The sequence below is a fragment of the Flavobacterium sp. TR2 genome (genome assembly GCF_025252405.1).
In the GTDB taxonomy this organism is placed as follows: Bacteria; Bacteroidota; Bacteroidia; order Flavobacteriales; family Flavobacteriaceae; genus Flavobacterium.
This window is the reverse complement of sequence record NZ_CP104307.1, coordinates 2,564,160-2,579,885: the sequence shown is the minus strand read 5'-3', so window position 1 is coordinate 2,579,885 and position 15,726 is coordinate 2,564,160. Positions and strand designations below refer to the sequence as shown.

General features: G+C 35.1%; 11 protein-coding genes. 5 read left to right on the top strand and 6 right to left on the bottom strand.

Annotated features, from left to right (window positions below; genetic code table 11):
• Nucleotides 1–51: 51 nt before the first annotated feature.
• Nucleotides 52–1,383, bottom strand: coding sequence for a PDZ domain-containing protein (locus tag N4T20_RS11345; protein ID WP_260669270.1), 1,332 nt, complete (start codon nt 1,381–1,383; stop codon nt 52–54).
• Nucleotides 1,384–1,506: 123 nt separating this feature from the next.
• Here N4T20_RS11345 and N4T20_RS11340 point away from each other — a divergent pair, with 123 nt between their 5' ends.
• The 5 genes from N4T20_RS11340 (at nt 1,507) to lgt (ending at nt 6,531) form a co-directional block, all read left to right on the top strand.
• Nucleotides 1,507–2,703, top strand: coding sequence for a pyridoxal phosphate-dependent aminotransferase (locus N4T20_RS11340; RefSeq protein WP_260669269.1), 1,197 nt, complete (start codon nt 1,507–1,509; stop codon nt 2,701–2,703).
• Between the two features lie 204 nt (nt 2,704–2,907).
• Nucleotides 2,908–3,579 carry a GTP cyclohydrolase I FolE gene (gene folE / locus N4T20_RS11335; RefSeq protein WP_260669268.1) on the top strand — a complete coding sequence of 224 codons (672 nt, stop codon included), beginning with the start codon at nt 2,908–2,910 and terminating at the stop codon, nt 3,577–3,579.
• A 130-nt stretch (nt 3,580–3,709) separates the two neighbouring features.
• A complete protein-coding gene (gene cysS, locus N4T20_RS11330) occupies nt 3,710–5,191 on the top strand; it encodes a cysteine--tRNA ligase (RefSeq protein WP_260669267.1) in 1,482 nt (493 codons plus the stop codon).
• 95 nt (nt 5,192–5,286) lie between these two features.
• Nucleotides 5,287–5,535, top strand: a complete 249-nt coding sequence (gene yidD, locus N4T20_RS11325) for a membrane protein insertion efficiency factor YidD (protein WP_008462282.1) — start codon at nt 5,287–5,289, stop codon at nt 5,533–5,535.
• 63 nt (nt 5,536–5,598) lie between these two features.
• Nucleotides 5,599–6,531: a prolipoprotein diacylglyceryl transferase gene (gene lgt, locus N4T20_RS11320; RefSeq protein WP_260669266.1), complete on the top strand. Its 933-nt coding sequence runs from the start codon at nt 5,599–5,601 to the stop codon at nt 6,529–6,531.
• Nucleotides 6,532–6,587: 56 nt separating this feature from the next.
• On the opposite strand, the gene N4T20_RS11315 is transcribed toward lgt, so the two are convergent.
• The 5 genes from N4T20_RS11315 to asnB all read right to left on the bottom strand — a co-directional run bounded on the left by N4T20_RS11315 (nt 6,588) and on the right by asnB (nt 15,442).
• On the bottom strand, nt 6,588–7,202 hold the full coding sequence (locus N4T20_RS11315; protein ID WP_260669265.1) for an acyloxyacyl hydrolase: 615 nt from the start codon (nt 7,200–7,202) through the stop codon (nt 6,588–6,590).
• A gap of 83 nt (nt 7,203–7,285) precedes the next feature.
• Complete coding sequence (gene secDF, locus N4T20_RS11310) at nt 7,286–10,276, bottom strand: protein translocase subunit SecDF (protein ID WP_260669264.1); 2,991 nt, start codon at nt 10,274–10,276, stop codon at nt 7,286–7,288.
• 225 nt (nt 10,277–10,501) lie between these two features.
• Nucleotides 10,502–11,437: a malate dehydrogenase gene (gene mdh / locus N4T20_RS11305; protein ID WP_260669263.1), complete on the bottom strand. Its 936-nt coding sequence runs from the start codon at nt 11,435–11,437 to the stop codon at nt 10,502–10,504.
• 109 nt (nt 11,438–11,546) lie between these two features.
• On the bottom strand, nt 11,547–13,487 hold the full coding sequence (gene gyrB, locus N4T20_RS11300) for a DNA topoisomerase (ATP-hydrolyzing) subunit B (protein ID WP_260669262.1): 1,941 nt from the start codon (nt 13,485–13,487) through the stop codon (nt 11,547–11,549).
• Nucleotides 13,488–13,828: 341 nt separating this feature from the next.
• The gene (gene asnB / locus N4T20_RS11295) at nt 13,829–15,442 is read right to left on the bottom strand and encodes an asparagine synthase B (protein ID WP_260669261.1); all 1,614 of its coding nucleotides are present in this window, start codon (nt 15,440–15,442) and stop codon (nt 13,829–13,831) included.
• Between the last annotated feature and the right edge of the window lie 284 nt (nt 15,443–15,726).

Here is a 15,726-nt window from a genome sequence, read left to right as displayed (position 1 = left end):
AGACAATCCTCCAATACAGCATCGTAAAACGTAGTTTTTATAATTTATAATTTACAATTCATCTTCAAGCTTAAATCTAAATTTTAGCACCAAACTATTTCGTTCAACCTCCATATTAATCCAGATATCATCTTCTGATTTTAAAAGATTGTTGATCTGCTGCAGAGTATATTTATAGGGCTGTGTGTTATTAATGCTTACAATTATATCTCCTTTGCGCAATCCGCACTTCTCGGCGGCAGAATTCTTGCGCACATTTACAATTTCGTAAACTGGCTTAAGAGCAAATTTATATTTAAAATTATTGTTATTGTTATTTTTATCTTTCTCCTGCAATTCTTCCATCGTCGAAGCAACTCGCACTGTTTCTAAATGCACTGTTTCCTGCACCCACTGAAGTCCGTTGTGCTGAATTGAGATTCCGCTCTTATTATAAGTAAACGGCTCTCCGTATTTGGCATTTTTTCTTAGGTACAGTTTTTTTTCTTTATAATCCAAAACCAGTGTAAATCGTTTCAAGACTTCGCCCCCAACAGATCCAATACGTCCTGGGACCATCTTAACATTACGAACCGAAACAGAATCTGGAAAAGAAACTATTGGTTTTTTAAAATCAAATTCATCGATCGAAAATTTATCAATTTTAGCGCGGTGCCCTTCAATGTCTCCGCTAAATCCTTTTCCCAAAAAGTCCGGAAAATTTTTGTTAGGAAGTTTGATTTTATCATTTTCAAAAATCCAAAAAGCATCACTATTTCCAATATCAATTAAAAGCTTTGCCGGAATTTCTTCATTGTTTACTGTAGCTGTTGTCATGATATAAGGTTTAGCTTTTTCTACAGTGATCGGAACCATTCTAAACTGTTTGTTTAGTTTTTCCTCAAACTTGGCACTCTTAGCATGAACTATTATTTTCTTTTTTTGGTAATTCACTTCAACCAAATTATTTCTAAAGAATTTATGGCCGATAATTCCGTTAACAGGAATTCCGATATGAGAAGACAGATTAAAACTTTGATCCAAAATAATAAAAACCATATGGTCATTTGATTTCAGACCATGTGTTTCTAGAATATTTTTTGTCGATTTTAGACCTTCAATTTCTTCCTCGCTTCCTAAACCGCGAAGTTTGATTTTTTCCACATTATTAAAACTGACTTCCTGTTTTTCTTCCATACTAAACAGAATTGTTTCTTCAACGCCAGAATCTAAGAGGAAATTTAACTCTACTCCATTTACTTTTATAGGAATAAAAATAAGATTGTTGATCAATTTAAAAGGTATTGTGGCCTTTGTTGCATTGTTTTCCAATAAAAAATCGCCTTGTCCAAAAAGCAAAAAAGGTAAGAATAACCCAAAAAACAACACTATATATTTTTTCATTGACAATATTTTATTATAAAATTAGTAAATATATTTATTATTGTTACATTTTTGCAAGTCCTTGTATTGTTTACGTTAAATTGGAAAAAAAAATGCAAATTTGCACTTCAATAATTTATACTCATGCCGACAATTTCACTTAAGGGAAAAAATATGCCCGAATCTCCGATACGCAAGCTGGCTCCTTTTGCTGATTTAGCAAAGAAAAAAGGACACAAAGTGTATCACTTAAACATTGGTCAACCGGATATCAAGACACCGGAAGTGGCCATCGAGGCGGTAAAAAATATTGATTTGAGTATTATAGAATACAGTCCGTCTGCCGGATATGAAAGCTATAGAAAAAAATTAGCTCATTTTTACCAGCGCCAAAATGTAAACGTTAACACAGAAGACATCATTGTTACCACTGGTGGTTCTGAAGCCTTACTTTTTGCACTGGCCACAATTACAGACCCTGGAGATGAAATTATTATCCCAGAGCCTTTTTATGCTAATTATCACGCCTTTGCTTCTTCTACAAGCGCAACGGTAGTGCCTCTTGTTTCTACTATCGAAACGGGTTTTGCTCTGCCTAGCATTGATGAAGTTGAAAAATTAATAACACCAAAAACAAAAGCCATTCTGATTTGCAACCCTGGAAATCCGACTGGATATTTATATTCTGAAGCCGAAATTAAACAGCTGGCTCATTTAATTAAAAAACACGATTTGTACTTAATCGCTGATGAAGTGTACCGTGAATTTTTATATGATGGAGACGATGTTCATTTTTCTGTAATGAATCTTGAAGATGTACAGCAAAATGTAATCATGGTCGATTCTGTTTCTAAACGTTATAGTATGTGCGGAGCAAGAATTGGATGTCTGGTAACAAAAAACAAAGACGTTTTGGCAACTGTAATGAAGTTTGCCCAAGCGCGTTTGAGCCCGCCAACTATTGAGCAGATTGCGTGCGAAGCCGCTATAGACACTCCGCAAAGTTATTTTGACGAAGTAATTGGCGAATACAAAGAACGTCGCGATACCTTGATCGCCGAATTAAACAAGATTGAGGGTGTTGTGGTTACAAAACCAAAAGGCGCTTTTTATTGCATTGCCGAGCTTCCGATAGCAGATTCAGATGATTTTGCACAATGGCTTCTTGAAAGTTATAATTTAAATGGCGAAACGGTAATGATTGCTCCAGCCAAAGGTTTCTATTCGACACCTGGAATGGGACTTAATCAAGTTCGTATTGCGTATGTTTTAAACAAAAAAGATTTGATTACAGCCGTAAATATTTTAAAAGAAGCTTTATTGGTTTACAACAACAGATAATCAATTCATTATAATGCACTTTAAAAAGACAATAACGTTTTTCGTTGTTGTCTTTTTTGTTTTTAATAACAGTATTTCTCTCCAAAATTTAAATTATATCCAAAAAGGAGTAATTAAATCCTAAAAACCATAGAAAAGGTTTCCCATTTATTAATTATCTTTACCGCCTTAAAAAGATATACCACATTATAATAGTAGTTCTTAATGATAAATAACGAAGAATTTTTAGACGAAATAGGTGACAGTCATTTCAGCAGTAATGCAAAAAACCCTTTAAGAGAGGATGCTTTTGACATCACTGATGAAGAAAAAATAGAAAAAATTAAAAAAGATGTCGAAAACATCCTGCAAACATTAGGAATGGATTTGACAGATGACAGCATTAAAGGAACTCCAAACCGAGTTGCAAAAATGTTTGTAAAAGAAATTTTCGGAGGTCTTAACCCTGCAAAACAGCCAAAAGCCTCTACTTTTGACAATAATTACAAATATGGCGAAATGCTTGTAGAAAAAAACATTACAGTATATTCTACCTGCGAACACCATTTACTGCCTATCATTGGGCGCGCTCACGTTGCTTATATCTCAAGCGGACGCGTAATCGGTTTATCAAAAATGAACCGTATTGTAGAGTATTATGCCAAAAGACCTCAAGTACAAGAGCGTCTAACTATGCAGATTGTTCAAGAACTTCAAAAAGCTCTAGGAACTGAAGATGTTGCCTGCGTAATCGATGCAAAACACCTTTGCGTAAACTCTCGCGGAATTAAAGATATCGAAAGCAGCACTGTAACTTCTGAGTTCGGAGGAAAATTCAAAGAGCCACAAACAAAAAGAGAATTTTTAGATTATATCAAACTAGACACTCAATTTTAGTTTTATATAGTATTTCTATTATATTTATGATTTAGCCCTGATAGAAGCGGCATCCTTTTATGGTGGGGTTCACCATAAAAGATACAGCGGATAGCAGGATTAGCTCCTATAAAACATCAATAAACTTAATATGCCATTATATACAACACAACCCCTGAAAATATACAATTCACTTTCGGGTGAAAAAGAAGATTTCAAACCAATCCATGAAGGAAATGTTGGAATGTATGTTTGTGGACCTACCGTATATAGTAATGTTCACTTAGGAAACGTGAGAACTTTTATGTCTTTTGACGTAATCTTCAGGTATTTTCTGCATTTAGATTATAAAGTTCGCTATGTTCGAAATATTACCGATGTTGGACATATCGTAGATGATGTGGATGAAGGTGAGGATAAAATTGCTAAAAAAGCACGTTTGGAGCAACTGGAACCAATGGAGGTTGTACAGCGTTACACCGTAGATTTTCATAACATCCTAAAGGCTTTCAACTTTTTGCCTCCAAGTATTGAGCCAACAGCAACTGGCCATATTATTGAACAAATTGAAATCATCAAAAAAATTATCGATAAAGGCATTGCTTACGTTGCCAATGGATCGGTATATTTTGATGTTGTAAAATATAATGAAACCAATAACTACGGTATTTTAAGCGGCAGAAATATCGATGATATGCTGGCGAACACTAGAGATCTTGACGGACAGTCTGATAAGAGAAACCCACAAGATTTTGCATTGTGGAAAAAAGCCGAACCAGAACATATCATGAGATGGCCTTCTCCTTGGAGCGATGGTTTCCCTGGATGGCATTTGGAATGTACTGCTATGAGCACCAAGTATCTTGGCAATCATTTTGACATTCACGGAGGCGGAATGGATTTAAAATTCCCTCACCACGAGTGCGAAATCGCGCAAAATGAAGCTTGCACAGGTCAGGCTCCTGTAAATTACTGGATGCACGCCAATATGCTTACCTTAAACGGGAAGAAAATGGCTAAATCGACTGGAAACAATATTCTTCCGGGCGAAATACTTAGCGGAGACAACAACATCTTAAGCAAACCATTTTCTGCTTCTGTAACTCGTTTTTTCATGCTTCAAGCACATTATAGAAGTATTTTAGACTTCTCTGATGATGCTATTGTTGCAGCCGAAAAAGGGTACAAAAGATTAATGGAAGCGCTTGATGCTTTACCAAATATTACGGCAGGAAATTCAAGTTCAATAGATTTTACTGCATGGAAACAGCTTTGCTACGATGCTATGAATGATGATTTCAACACGCCAATTTTAATTGCACAGCTATTTGAAGCCGTTCGTTACATCAACTTGTTAAAAGACGGCAAAGAAACCATTTCTACCGAAGATTTGGCCGATTTCAAAACAGCCGTAAACGCTTTTGTATTTGACGTTTTAGGACTTAGCGACGATAAAGCTGCTGATGGCGATAGCGGCAAATTGGACGGTGTGGTTAATATGCTTATTGAAATGAGAAATCAAGCCAGAGCAGATAAAAACTTTGCTCTTTCTGATCAGATTCGCGACCAATTAATTGCTTTAGGAATTCAGCTTAAAGACGGAAAAGAAGGAACTACTTTTAGCATCCAATAAAAAAGTGACCCAGTGTTCAGTTTTTTTTTTAGTTTCAGATTCAAACTTTAAACTGACTGAACACTGAACACGAACCTAAACGATACAAGAAAAATATGTTTTCAAAAATTCTAATATATCCGTTTGTATTGTTAGTTCGGTTTTATCAGACTGCTATATCTCCGTTTACCCCGGCTGCTTGCAGATTTGAACCAACTTGTTCGACTTATATGATTCAGGCACTACAAATTCATGGATTATTTTACGGAGGATTTTTAGGCATCAAACGCATTTTAAGCTGTCATCCTTGGGGAAGAAGCGGTTATGACCCTGTGCCAGAAAAGAAATGCAACCACAAACATTAACTTTTTAGAAAGCGGTACTTTACATTAAATATTTATTTTTACAGCTATATAAAACATTTATACATGACACACGCCTTAAATTTAGTTTGGAATCCTTCTGAGGGAATCAACTTAGGATTTTTTATGATTCGCTATTACAGCTTAATGTTTGTAATTGCTTTTGGTTTAGGATGGTTCCTAATGAAAAAGATGTTTGAAAGAGAAAACGAATCGATTGAAAAACTAGATTCTCTATTTGTCTGGACTGTTTTAGCCACTTTAATAGGCGCTCGTTTAGGTCATGTTTTCTTTTACGATTGGGAATACTTCAGAAATCATCTACTTGAGATTTTCCTTCCATTTAAATTTGAACCAGAATTTCAATTTACAGGTTTCCAAGGATTAGCAAGTCACGGAGCAGCTATTGCAATCATAGTTGCCATGTACTACTATAGCAAAAAAATCCTAAAACGTCCATTGCTATGGATTTTAGACCGAGTTGTAATTCCTGTTGCAAGTGGCGCCATTTTTGTTCGTTTAGGCAATTTCTTTAATTCAGAAATTATCGGTCACGAGACTACATCTGCATTCGGAATCCGTTTCCTTCACGATAAATTCAGCAAAACCGAAGCTGTACAAAAAACTGGAATAGCTGATCCAAAAGAAGCTTACAATGCAATAGCTACAGATCCAAGATTTGCGAATATATTAGCCGAAGTGCCTTCAAGACATCCTACTCAATTGTACGAAGCTATCTGTTATGTTTTTGTATTTGCAATTTTATACTTTTTATACTGGAAAACAAATGCTAGACTTAAATCTGGACTTTTATTCGGATTGTTTTTAGTTCTTTTATTTGTTGTGCGTTTTATAGTAGAATTTGTAAAAGAGAGCCAAGGCGGTTTTGAAAGCGAATTAGGGTTATTTTCTACGGGACAATGGTTAAGCATACCTTTTATCATTATTGGGCTTTTCTTTGTTATTAGAGCGCAAAGAAATCCATTAGCAGAATCATAAAACAATTTCAATTCATAAAAAAATGCCCAATATCTCAAGTATTGGGCATTTTCTTTTTACAACTGATAGGAAATACCAAATTCTATGTTCTTGGTATTATATCCCGCGTTATTGCTTCCTAAGCCAGCATTAGAAACGTGACGTAAACTCGGACGAATATCAAACTGCATTTTATCATAACTAAAGGTAAAACCAAGCGCTAAAACATCAGCAAAGGCAAAACCTTTAGACATTCTTTCTGTTTCTGTATCTGTAATTAAAGGCCCAACACTTCCTAATACATATAGCGAGCACATCTTGCCAATAGGTTTTCTAACTATAAAGCCGATGTTCAAGACATATTCCCTCACCTCTTTCAGTTTCATGTACTCTATTCTTTTCTGCTCAAAATTGGGTCTCTCAGGTTTTACAAAATAATAATTCAGCAATTGATGCTTTCCAAAATTGATTTCAGGCTGAACCAAAATTTCGTATTGGAAATTTTTGGATTTTTTTAATTTATAATACAGCTGTACTTTATAAAAATGATTCTCAAAAGTGTAATCGGCATTATTAAATTCACTTCCAAAACCATAACTCAAACCTACTTTATAATCACCGCTTTTCTCCTGTGCTGTGAGCTGCATTGCCATTAATAAAACAGCAATAAAAAATACTTGTTTTTGAATCATAATTTGTTTTGGGTTGTCAGATACAAACATAAAAAAAAGATCCAGTTTTCACTGGATCTTTCTATTATATAAAAAAGGTTTAATTATGCCTTATTATGTTTGTCTTCGATTGTGTGTTTCTCATCACTTGAAATCGTATCAACCAATACTGGCGTAGCGATAAATAATGAAGAGTAAGTACCCACGATAATACCAATTAACATTGCGAAGATAAATCCTCTGATAGACTCTCCACCGAAGATAAACATTGTTAATAATACAATGATCATCATTAATGAAGTATTCAATGTTCTAGATAATGTAGTATTAATAGAAGCGTTTACGATATCTTCGAAACTTCCTTTACGGTTTCCGATGATAAACTCTCTCACCCTGTCAAATACGATTACCGTATCGTTCATAGAGTAACCAATTACAGTTAAGATCGCAGCGATAAAGTGCTGATCCATTTCCATGTGGAATGGCATGAATTTGTAGCATAATGAATAAACTCCCAATACAAAGATTACGTCGTGCGCAACAGCTGCAATTGCACCTAATGAATATTGCCATTTACGGAAAGAGACCATCAAGTATAAGAAAATAACTGCCATTGCACCAAGAACCGCCCAGTAAGAGTTAGTCTTAATATCTTCAGAGATAGAAGCACCTACTTTAGAAGCTTGCAATACTCCAACTTTTTTACCATCAAAAGAGTTGATGAATTTATCGTAAGTTGTATTTGGGAAATATTTCTGCAATGCAGCATATAATTTCTGGTTCACTTCTTCGTCGATAGCTACACCATCTTCTTTGATTTTATATTTAGTCGTGATTTTCAATTGATCATCATCACCTAAAATCTTAGCTTCAACCGGAGTACCAAAAGCAGCAGACAATTCATCTGAAACTGCAGTTGCATCGACTGGTTTTTCGAATTTAACTTGGAAAGTTCTACCTCCAACAAAATCAACACCTTCATCTAATCCGTTAACGAAGAAGATAGAAACTAAACTTACTACAACTACGATAGAAGAGAAGATATAAGTGAATTTTTTGATTTTGATGAAATCAAAATGGAAGTTTGTAAACCAGTTTTTAGTAATATTTGTTGAGAAAGTCAAATCTCCTTTTCCTGCAATATTTCTGTCAATAAAGATTCTCGCAATAAAGATTGATGTAAACAATGAAGTTACGATACCAATTAATAATGTTAATGCGAAACCTTTGATAGGACCTGTTCCAAAGATAAATAAGATAGCTCCAGTTAAAACGTGAGTAACGTTAGCATCAATAATAGAACGCATTGCACCATGCCATCCGTAAGAAGCTGTAACTGCTTCAGAAAGTGATTTTCCTTCACGCAATTCCTCTTTCGCTCTTTCGTAGATAATAATGTTCGCATCTACCGCAGTACCTAATGTAAGTACGATACCTGCAATACCTGGCAATGTCAATACAAAACCAAAACTTGCCATAATTCCGAATAAGAATAGTAAGTTTAATAATAAAGCAAGGTTTGCATACCAACCAGCTTTACCATAATAGAATACCATCCAAACACATACTAGTAAGAATCCTAATACAGAAGAAATTGTACCTGCATCAATAGCCGCTTGCCCTAAAGATGGACCAACAACAGTTGATTGGATAATATCTGCAGAAGCTGGTAATTTACCTGCATTTAATACGTTAGCTAAATCTTTTGTTTCAGCTACATCAAATGAACCTGTAATCTCAGATCTTCCTCCAGCAATAGGACCGCTTGTTACACCTGGAGCAGAATATACGATATCATCTAATACAATAGCAATGTAGCTTTTTTGAGCGAATGCTCTTCCTGTCAATTCTTCCCAAACTTTAGCTCCTTGGCTGTTCATTTGCATAGAAACAGCTGGTTTACCCATTTGGTCAAAAGTATCTTTTGCATCAGTTACAACTCCACCGCTCATTGCTGGGTTATTGTCTCTGTTTCCTTTTAAAGCATATAATTCAACAGCTTCGATATCAGCTGCACTTTTTATGTCTTTAGCTTTTGGATCTTTTATAGTTGTTGGCTTACTCCATACAAATTTTGCATAGTGCTGGTCAGCAGCCAATAATACTCTAATTTCTGGTCTTTTGAAATATTCATTGATAGCAGCAGTATCTTTAGGAGCAAAATAACCTAAAACTGGTCCACCACCGTTAACAATCATTTTATCAAATAAAGGATTGTTTCCTTTTTTAACATCTGAAGAATCTTTAGCATCAGTTAATAATGCATTTAATGAATCTTTAGCAACAGTTTTAGTTTCTGTCTTTTTAACTTCAGTTTTCTTTAAAGCTTCGTTTGCCGATACTAGGAAATTACCGATTTCTTCAATTTTGAAAGTTTCCCAGAACTCTAATTGAGCTTTTCCACCTAATAATTTTTTAATTCTATCAACGTCCTTAGCACCTGGAAGCTCTACCAAGATTCTTCCTGTTTCTCCTAATTTTTGGATGTTTGGCTGTGTAACACCAAATTTGTCGATACGCTCTCTTAATACTTTAAAAGCACTTTCTACAGACTCATCAACTTTTCTTTTGATAACTTTTTGAACTTGTGCGTCAGACATTTGAAAGTCTACCCCACCTTCTCCTTGAAGACTTCTGTTAGCAAAAATATCTGGAGATGCTAATTTTACAGTTCCTTTTGAATTTGCTTCAAAAGCTTCAAAAAACTTATTTAAATATGTTTTGTTTCCTTCTAAGTTTGCAGATGCATCAGCTAATGATTTATTAAAAACTGGATTTTTAGAATTATTAGCCAAACCTTTTAATACATCTTTAATAGAAATTTGAAGAATTACGTTGATTCCTCCTTCTAAGTCAAGACCTTTATTAAGCTGTTTGTTTTTCACTTCGTTATAAGTGAAATCAGTAAAACCAAGATTTAATACTTTTTCTTTACCAATAGAATCTAAATATTTCAGCTCCTTATCAGGATTATCTCCTGCAAAAGCTTTAGCTTCACTTTTGACACCATTTGCCACAAAAGTGAAGGATAGTTGGTAAATACTTACCAATGCAAATAGAATTGCGAAAAATTTAATAAGTCCTTTATTCTGCATTATTACTAAAAATTAATTATGTTTTATTTTTGTTTTTGTTTTAAAGTCCCATAAAATAAGCCCTGACATGATTTTTTAAAACAAAAAAACGAGATCACGAATTACCAATTTTTTTTTAAACCGAGCAAATATATAATTAACGAAAATATTAACCAATTTATTTATTAATTAATCTCAAAAAAAAAGCTGCAAAAGTGCAGCTTCTTTTCTTTTTTTCGGTTTTTATTATACTAAAATCGTTTTTAGGGCATCATTCATACTACGAACTGCATCTGCACTTTTAGCAAATAACGCCTTTTCCTGATCGTTTAAGTTTATATCTAGAATTTCTTCTACTCCGTTTTTACCAATTATACATGGCACTCCAATACAGATATCATTTTGGCCATATTCTCCTTCTACGAATACAGAACACGCAATCATTTTTTTCTGATCATTCAAAATGCTGTCTACTAAATATGCCACAGAAGCACCTGGAGCGTACCAAGCCGAAGTCCCCAGAAGTCCTGTAAGAGTTGCTCCTCCCTCCATTGTATCTGCAGCAACTTTCTGCAGCACTTCTTCCGAAAGAAACTGTGACACTGGAATTCCGTTATAAGATGCCAAACGTGTTAATGGAATCATAGTAGTATCACCATGTCCTCCAATTACCATTGCCGAAATATCGTTTGCTGGTTTATCTAAAGCTAATGAAAGGTAAGTTCTAAAACGAGAACTATCCAAAGCACCGCCCATACCTATAATTCTATTTTTTGGAAGTCCTGTAGCTTTTAAAGCCAAATATGTCATAGTATCCATTGGATTAGAAACTACAACAATTATAGTATTTGGCGAATATTTAAGCACATTTTCGGCAACTGTTTTTACGATACCCGCATTAATGCCTATTAGTTCTTCTCTTGTCATTCCTGGTTTTCTTGGAATTCCTGATGTAATTACAACTACATCACTTCCTGCAGTCTTAGAATAATCGTTGGTAACTCCAGAAACTTTGGTATTAAAACCTGTGTTTGTGGCGCACTGCATTATATCAAGTGCTTTACCCTCTGCAAAACCCTCTTTAATATCCAACAGCACTACTTCACTTGCAATTCCTCTATAAGAAATAACATCTGCACAGGTAGCTCCAACATTTCCTGCTCCTACAATGGTAACTTTCATATTTTTTACTTTATCGGTTATTAATTCTGTCTATTCTTTAAAAAGACAATTCGTTTAATTGTCTAGTAAATTTAAACATTAAACGAATTGAAATTATTAATTTTTTATTTTATGCGTCGATATTTGCATAAACTGCATTTTTCTCGATAAATTCTCTACGAGGAGGCACTTCATCCCCCATTAGCATAGAGAAAACCTGATCTGCTTCTGCAAGACTTTCAATATTCACCTGACGCAGTGTTCTGAAATTTGGATCCATTGTAGTTTCCCACAATTGCTCCGCGTTCATCTCTCCAAGACCTTTATAACGTTGAATGTTTGCACTTCCTCCCATTCTTTCGTTAGCCTGATCACGCTGAACATCATTCCAAGCATATTCTTTTTTATTTCCTTTTTTAACTAAGTACAAAGGCGGAGCCGCAATATATACGTGCCCCTCTTCGATAAGCTCTTTCATGAAACGGAAGAAGAACGTTAATATTAAGGTAGAAATGTGGCTACCGTCGACATCGGCATCACACATGATGATTACCTTATGATATCTAAGTTTTTCAAGATTTAATGCTTTACTGTCTTCAGCAGTACCAACTGTCACTCCCAAAGCCGTAAAAATATTTCTAATCTCTTCGTTTTCGAACACTTTATGATGCATCGCTTTTTCTACATTCAGAATCTTACCACGCAATGGCAAAATCGCCTGAAAGTTACGATCACGACCTTGTTTTGCTGTTCCACCAGCCGAATCTCCCTCGACAAGGTAAACCTCACATCTTGCTGGATCCTGCTCAGAACAATCTGAAAGTTTTCCTGGCAATCCGCCACCGCCCATAACGGTTTTACGCTGTACCATTTCACGCGCTTTTTTCGCTGCGTGACGTGCCTGAGCCGCTAAAATTACTTTTTGGATGATTACTTTAGCATCATTTGGATTTTCTTCCAAATAATTCTCCAACATCTCTCCTACCGCCTGAGAAACCGGAGAAACTACTTCTCTGTTTCCAAGTTTGGTTTTAGTTTGCCCTTCGAATTGAGGTTCTGCAACTTTTACCGAAATAATCGCTGTTAATCCTTCACGGAAATCGTCTCCTGAGATTTCGAATTTCAATTTATCTAACATTCCAGAGGCATCAGCATATTTTTTAAGTGTTCTTGTCAAACCACTTCTAAAACCTTGCAAATGCGTTCCTCCTTCGTGCGTATTGATATTGTTTACATAAGAAAAAATATTCTCAGTATAACTTGTATTATAGATCAAAGCAACCTCGACTGGAATTTCTCCTTTTTCGTGATCCATACTGATTACATGAGAAATAATCGGCTCACGGTTTCCATCTAAATAACGAATGTATTCTTTTAATCCTTCATCAGAATGGAAAACTTCGCTTCTAAATTCTCCTTTTTCATCAACTTCTCTCTTATCGGTAAACGTAATTGTGATTCCTTTATTCAAGAAAGAAAGCTCACGCATACGCGCTGAAAGCGTATCATATGAAAACTCAGTTGTCTGAGTAAAGATTGTATTATCTGGATAAAAAGTCTGACGAGTACCTCTTTTATCTGTTTCTCCGATTTGTTTTACCGGATACAAAGATTTTCCTCTTTCATATTCCTGCTCATAAATTTTACCTTCTCTAAATACAGTAGATTTCATGTGAACAGAAAGGGCGTTTACTACAGAAACCCCAACCCCGTGCAAACCTCCTGAAACTTTATATGAATCTTTGTCGAATTTACCTCCGGCACCAATTTTTGTCATTACAACCTCAAGTGCAGAAACACCTTCTTTTTTATGCAAATCAACTGGAATACCACGACCATTATCCTCAACCGTTACCGAACCGTCTTCGTTTATTGAGACACCAATTGTGTCGCAATGTCCTCCCATCGCCTCATCAATAGAGTTATCAACAACCTCGTAAACCAAATGGTGTAGTCCTCGAACCCCTACATCACCAATATACATCGACGGACGCATTCTTACGTGCTCCATCCCTTCTAATGCCTGAATACTATCTGCTGAATAATTGTTCTTCTTGATTTCTTCGCTCATATAATTTATTCTAAAAATGTAATTAATGTCTAACACGCAAATATATAAAAACGCGAGCTATATACCCAGTAAATTACAACTTAAAGCACCTAAGTTATTAACACAATCGTCTGAAAAACCAAAAAATAAACCCAAAAATGAATTTAAATTCCAAATTTCTGAAATTCCAAAACTGGAAATAACGCAAAAAAATAAAATTCAAAATTCAAGTTTCTAAAACTTCAAATTCTTAAATTGATTTTCTGTTATATAAAAAAGCCGAAACTACATTTTTAATGCATTTCGGCTTTACAATATTTCACTCCTAAATTGGAGTTTATTATATTTTTGAAATTTAATTTTTATACAGTCATTCCAGATTTTACATTTTCAAAATTACCGTTTAAGTGTGCAGCATTTGCTCTTCCGCTCGGATCAAGGTTTTCCTGCCATTTTGGTATCCATTTGCGAACTGTCTGCGCAGCGCTAACCTGCGGGTAGAATTTATGAAAAATTGATCGATACAAGTATGCTTCTTTAGTTGTTGGCGAATTGTATGGAAATTCTGCACTTGCACCAGCTAATTGTTCATCTGTAACTTGAGAAGCACAATATTCTATCAATTCATCTACCCAACTGTATCCTACGCCATCAGAGAATTGCTCTTTCTGACGCCATAAAACTTCTGAAGGCAAATAAGGATCTTCTGTATCAAAAGCTTTTCTTAAAATGTATTTTTCAACACCGTCATAAGTTTTTGGCTGCTTCTCTTCTGTTTTTATTCGAATGGCAACATCTAAAAACTCTGTATCCAAAAACGGAATTCGAACTTCCAAACCATTTGCCATTGTCGTTTTATCTGCACGTAGCAAATCGGCTGTAAAAAGCTTCTGTACTCGTTCTATCGTTTCATCCTGAAATTCTTCTTCTGAGGGCGCATTTCTAAAATAGAGGTGGCCTCCAAAAACCTCATCTGCTCCCTCGCCAGACAAAACAACTTTAATTCCTTGCTCAGCAATGGCTTTCGAAAGCAAATACATTGGCACTCCAGATCGCACAGAAATGATATCGTAAGTTTCGATATGATAAATTACTTTTTCTAAAACTTTAACGCCTTCTTCTACAGAAAAATGGATTTCATGATGTTCTGTCCCCAAAAATTCAGCTGCTTTTCTAGCAGAAACATTGTCTGGAGCATTTGCATCCAATCCGATAGAAAACGAATGCAGCTTTTCGCCTTTTTCTTTTAGCAATCTTGAAGTAATTGCCGAAATTAAAGAAGTATCCAAACCTCCTGACAGCACCACTCCTAAAGGCACTTCTGCCAACAGACGTTTGCGTGTTGCTTGAATGAGGCTTTCACGGATTAACTCTAAATCTAATGGCTGATTTGCATTTTTATGATCCTCGTATTCTGGGCGGTAATATTTTACAAAACCAGTTTTTGCCGTATAATAATGGCCCGGAGGAAAAGTAGAAAACGATTTGCACTGATCTGCAATAGATTTCATTTCTGATGAAAAATAAATTCGCCCCCTTTCATCTAAGCCATAATACAAAGGTTTCACACCAATTGGGTCACGGCCTGCAATATATTTATCTCCATCAATAACCACAAAGGCAAAATCTCCATCTAGTTTGTTACAGAAATCGTATCCAAATTCTTCGTAAAGATGCACAATCACTTCTGAATCTGATTCTGTTCTAAAAGTATGGTTCTTTAAAACTGTATTTTTAAGTTCCTGATAATTATAGATTTCCCCGTCATGCACCATCCATGCCTTATTGGTTCCTTGGATAGGCTGTCTTCCTGAGTTAAGATCAATGATCGATAAACTTTCATGGCAAAGTATGCTGCCATTTTCCATGATATGAACATCACTTTCATCAGGACCGCGGTGAGACATTCTTTCTGAAAGTTCTTTAACAAGTTTTGGGTCTTTTCCTTTTCCAATTACGGCCAATAATCCAGACATAATACGCTATTTTTATTTTATTTTCTATTCAGTTTTTAGGCTAACTGAACATTAAAAAATCATTAAAATTTTTCGAACAAAGCAAAACTAAATATTAATTTTTGCTTTCTGCCATTAAATTCTTAAAACATAAAGGCATTTAACGTTTTTTCTATGGGGTTTCAAATATATTAAAAGAAAGTTAAATAATCGCAAATAACAAATCTTAGAAAGGTCTTAATGCTTATTTTAACAGTCTAGACAAAAAAACGCTCTCAAAAGAGAACGTTTTTCCGCAATATATA

Bases quoted from the DNA above. Each gene is read 5' to 3' on its own strand.
- N4T20_RS11345 (WP_260669270.1), bottom strand. From the start codon at position 1,383: ATGAAAAAATATATAGTGTTGTTTTTTGGGTTATTCTTACCTTTTTTG.
- N4T20_RS11340 (WP_260669269.1), top strand. From the start codon at position 1,507: ATGCCGACAATTTCACTTAAGGGAAAAAATATGCCCGAATCTCCGATA.
- folE (WP_260669268.1), top strand. From the start codon at position 2,908: ATGATAAATAACGAAGAATTTTTAGACGAAATAGGTGACAGTCATTTC.
- cysS (WP_260669267.1), top strand. From the start codon at position 3,710: ATGCCATTATATACAACACAACCCCTGAAAATATACAATTCACTTTCG.
- yidD (WP_008462282.1), top strand. From the start codon at position 5,287: ATGTTTTCAAAAATTCTAATATATCCGTTTGTATTGTTAGTTCGGTTT.
- lgt (WP_260669266.1), top strand. From the start codon at position 5,599: ATGACACACGCCTTAAATTTAGTTTGGAATCCTTCTGAGGGAATCAAC.
- N4T20_RS11315 (WP_260669265.1), bottom strand. From the start codon at position 7,202: ATGATTCAAAAACAAGTATTTTTTATTGCTGTTTTATTAATGGCAATG.
- secDF (WP_260669264.1), bottom strand. From the start codon at position 10,276: ATGCAGAATAAAGGACTTATTAAATTTTTCGCAATTCTATTTGCATTG.
- mdh (WP_260669263.1), bottom strand. From the start codon at position 11,437: ATGAAAGTTACCATTGTAGGAGCAGGAAATGTTGGAGCTACCTGTGCA.
- gyrB (WP_260669262.1), bottom strand. From the start codon at position 13,487: ATGAGCGAAGAAATCAAGAAGAACAATTATTCAGCAGATAGTATTCAG.
- asnB (WP_260669261.1), bottom strand. From the start codon at position 15,442: ATGTCTGGATTATTGGCCGTAATTGGAAAAGGAAAAGACCCAAAACTT.